Below are 3,475 nucleotides of genomic sequence, written 5' to 3' on the forward strand. Positions count from 1 at the left end.
GCATGTTCCGCGTCCTTGCAATACTGTGTTTACATACAGTCTATCGCTTAGCGGAAAGTTCTTTTACCCTCAGCCGAAATGCCTGCCGTTGCTAGACATTGCCAGCCAGTGCCCGTCACTCCCACTCGATTGTAAACAAGCACACAAAACCCTTTAGTGACAACAATTTGCAAGAACTATCAGGCTCAGTGCCATGAAAAATACCATGACCAGATCATGAGGTTGAACACGGCTTGCGCCGGCAGCGTTCACGCTCCTGGTCGGCGATCTCGCCCGGCTGCAATGCTAGCTCAGCATCGGTCATGCGCTCCAGCACGTCGCGTAGGCGGATGGTGCAAGGAATGGGCGGCAGCTCGAACTCATAGCCGCCGGCGATCATTTCGGCCGCAATCTCCTCGGTGATGAAAAACGGCTCGTCGTCTTGGTTCGGCTTCTTCATGCCCTTTCCTCCTGGCGCTCATCCTGGCCGACAGCGGCCAGGGCATCGGCTTCCGTCAATGCGTCCTCCACGAACGCGCCGTGCTGCTTCGCTTCGGCCTGGCTGACCTCGGCCCATATCCGTTTCACCTGGGCCGCACTGTACCCGGCCAGCTCGGCGGTCTTGTTGATGCTGTAGCCGGACTTGCGCAGCGCGACAACTTGGGCGCGGCGCTTCGGATCAGCACGGCGGCCCTTGTACCGCCCGGCCTGGCGGGCCAACTCAATGCCTTGGCGCTGGCGTTCGCGCCTGTCCTCGTAGTCGTCGCGGGCCATCTGCAAGGCCAGGCGAAAAAGCATGATCTGCACGGCTTCCAGCACGATCTTGGCGACGCCCTGGGCCTCGGCCGCCAGGTCGGATAGATCGACCACGCCAGGGACGGCCAGGCGTGCGCCTTTGGCCTGTATCGAGGCCACCAGGCGCTCGGCCTCGGGCAAAGGTAGGCGGCTGATGCGGTCGATCTTCTCGGCAATGACCACCTCGCCGGGCTGTAGGTCGCCGATCATGCGCAGCAGCTCAGGCCGGTCGGCGCGTGCGCCGGATGCCTTCTCACGGTAGATGCCGGCGACGTAGTAGCCGGCGGCCTTCGCGGCCGTAGTGATCGCCTCTTGGCGTTCCAAGTCCTGCGCGTCGGTGCTGACGCGCAGATAGACCCGCGCCACCATCGGCGCGGCTACTGGCTTCGTCCTGCGCATACTTGCGGGCTCCTTTGGGCATACTCAAATGCACCCATCTTAAACTGGCAGCTAATGTACAAAAGTTGATAGAAGCACACAAGTTCAATTTTGCACTTCTGCCCCACTATTGCAAAACTGCTTGTTAGTAGCCGTTTTTTCTTACTGTTTATAGATTCAATAATTTTTGAAACGAAAAATTGGGACTAAACATTTCGGTTTCGTTTTCTGTCGATTCGTCCTGCGTATCTTTTGCATAAACAAACATTTGTTGTTCGTAGTTTTCGATGGCATTTTCAATACTTGTAAATTCTCCGTTTGTAAGGTTTTCAGACAATATCAAAGCATCCAATAATCCCGTATTTACACCCTGTCCTGCAAAAGGCGACATCAAATGAGCAGCATCGCCAATCATTGTTATGGGTAATGGACGGTTACTTTTCCAATCATTGTTCAAAGGAAATTTCCTTGTGGGCAAGCATTGAAATGTTGATACCGAACGTATTAATTGTTTGTAAACTTCACTCCATTTGGAAAATCTTTTCAATAAAAAATCGGCAACGCTGTTTCTGTCCTGAAAATCTAAGGGAATTTTATTTTTCCATTCATCGGGCGTTTTAAAACTAATTCCTAAATACAATGCACCATTATTATTGGGATTGGCAAACAATAAAATGCCCTGATGTCCCGCCATTAATCGGTTGCCGTTGCATAGCTGAAAAAATCCGGGACAGTTTATTTCCGGTTGAAGAATATCAGCTTGGATGTTGAAAGTACCGGTTTCTTCAACTTGCGTGTCGGTAACAAAGCTCCTTATTTTCGACATTCCACCATTGGCAAGAATAACCAAATCTGCTGTTTCACTCGGTTTATTCTCAAAAGTTAGTGTCCACTTCTTCTTACCAGGTTCAAGCATAACAAGTTTTCTATCCCAAATAACCGTGTCGTTTTCTAAACTATTCAACAAGATAGCCCTTAAGTCATTTCTGTTTATTTCAGGATTGTCAAATCGATTTTCGGGCTTTACATTTTTTGTGGATAAAATATTGCCTTTTTCATCAGCAATATTTACACCCATTGGTAAGGCTAAGTCATAATAAGTTTGTAACAATCCCGCTTTTTTCATTGCTTCCTGACCTGAACCTTTGTGTAGGTCAAGGGTTCCACCAAAAATTCTTGCCTCTCGGTCGTTGTCTCTTTCGTAAACTGAAACGTCTATGCCGTTTTGCTGTAATAATTTTGCCATAGTCAGTCCAACGGGTCCACCACCAATTATTGCAACGTTCTTATCACTAAGTAAATTCATTTGTTTGTCCGTATCTATTCGCATTGTCATTCAAAAATGGCACATAACAAGTGGCTATACGCCAAATGGCGTATATATCCACTATATCTTATTTTGCTAAACCTTTCATTATCAGTGACAAATCCGTTTTCAACCGTTTACCGTTCGTTTCTACTCTCTCAAAAGGATTTATATTCATAGTGCTTTTTGTTAAGTTTTGCTCAAATATACAAATCCTTTCTATATATCTAACAAATCCATCGGACTTTTTAATTGTTCCATTCCCTTGGTGGTAATATGTGTATAAACCTCAGTTGTTTTACTGCTTGAATGACCTAACAACGATTGAATATAACGTAAACTCGTACCATTCTCAAGCAAATGCGTTGCAAAGCTATGTCGTAAGGTATGTACAGTAACTTCCTTTTGAATCTTTGCTTTTAAAACAGCTGCTTTAAAAATGTTTTGAATACTTCGGCTTGAGTATGCGCCACCTTTTTGACCTTCAAATAAATAATCTTTTGGTTTATATTCCATAAAGTATGTTCTTAAAATAATTAATGTTTTCTCAGATAAAATGGTATAACGATCTCTTTTTCCTTTTGACTGTTCTATACGAATTTGCATGCGCTTGGAGTCAATGTCTTTTATTTTCAGGTTTATACATTCAGAAATGCGCAAACCTGCCGAATAAATAGTCATCAGAATAGCCTTGTGTTTCACGTTTTCAATAGCGCGTAGTACCCGAATGGTTTCTTCTTCACTCATCACAACAGGAAGTGTTTTTTCTTTTTTTGGTCTTTCGATGAAATATGTTTTCCGTTGTCCACCCAAAACACGTTCGTAATAAAACTGGCACTGTTGCAAAGTTAGCGATGAGGCAGCCTTTTGTCTTATTCAAAGGCCTTACATTTCAAAAACTCTGCTTACCAGGCGCATTTCGCCCAGGGGATCACCATAATAAAATGCTGAGGCCTGGCCTTTGCGTAGTGCACGCATCACCTCAATACCTTTGATGGTGGCGTAAGCCGTCTTCAT

The 3,475-nt window shown here is 45.7% G+C and carries 4 protein-coding genes and 1 pseudogene; all 5 read right to left on the minus strand.

Annotation, left to right across the window (positions count from 1 at the left end; all coding sequences use genetic code 11):
* Positions 1-214: 214 nt before the first annotated feature.
* The gene (locus tag FTT85_RS18100) at positions 215-439 is read right to left on the minus strand and encodes a hypothetical protein (protein WP_000743213.1); all 225 of its coding nucleotides are present in this window, start codon (positions 437-439) and stop codon (positions 215-217) included.
* Positions 436-1,173 carry a recombinase family protein gene (locus tag FTT85_RS18105; protein ID WP_001366550.1) on the minus strand — a complete coding sequence of 246 codons (738 nt, stop codon included), beginning with the start codon at positions 1,171-1,173 and terminating at the stop codon, positions 436-438. Before FTT85_RS18105 ends, FTT85_RS18100 begins: the two co-directional genes overlap by 4 nt.
* A gap of 148 nt (positions 1,174-1,321) precedes the next feature.
* Positions 1,322-2,488: a tetracycline-inactivating monooxygenase Tet(X3) gene (locus FTT85_RS18110; RefSeq protein WP_024160783.1), complete on the minus strand. Its 1,167-nt coding sequence runs from the start codon at positions 2,486-2,488 to the stop codon at positions 1,322-1,324.
* 189 nt (positions 2,489-2,677) lie between these two features.
* Positions 2,678-3,271: a tyrosine-type recombinase/integrase gene (locus tag FTT85_RS18115; RefSeq protein ID WP_205779272.1), complete on the minus strand. Its 594-nt coding sequence runs from the start codon at positions 3,269-3,271 to the stop codon at positions 2,678-2,680.
* 72 nt (positions 3,272-3,343) lie between these two features.
* Positions 3,344-3,475: pseudogene (locus FTT85_RS18120) on the minus strand (IS6 family transposase); the annotation flags it as partial.

Origin of the sequence: Acinetobacter sp. YH01020 (genome assembly GCF_013420275.1) — a bacterium.
Taxonomy (GTDB): Bacteria; Pseudomonadota; Gammaproteobacteria; order Pseudomonadales; family Moraxellaceae; genus Acinetobacter; species Acinetobacter amyesii.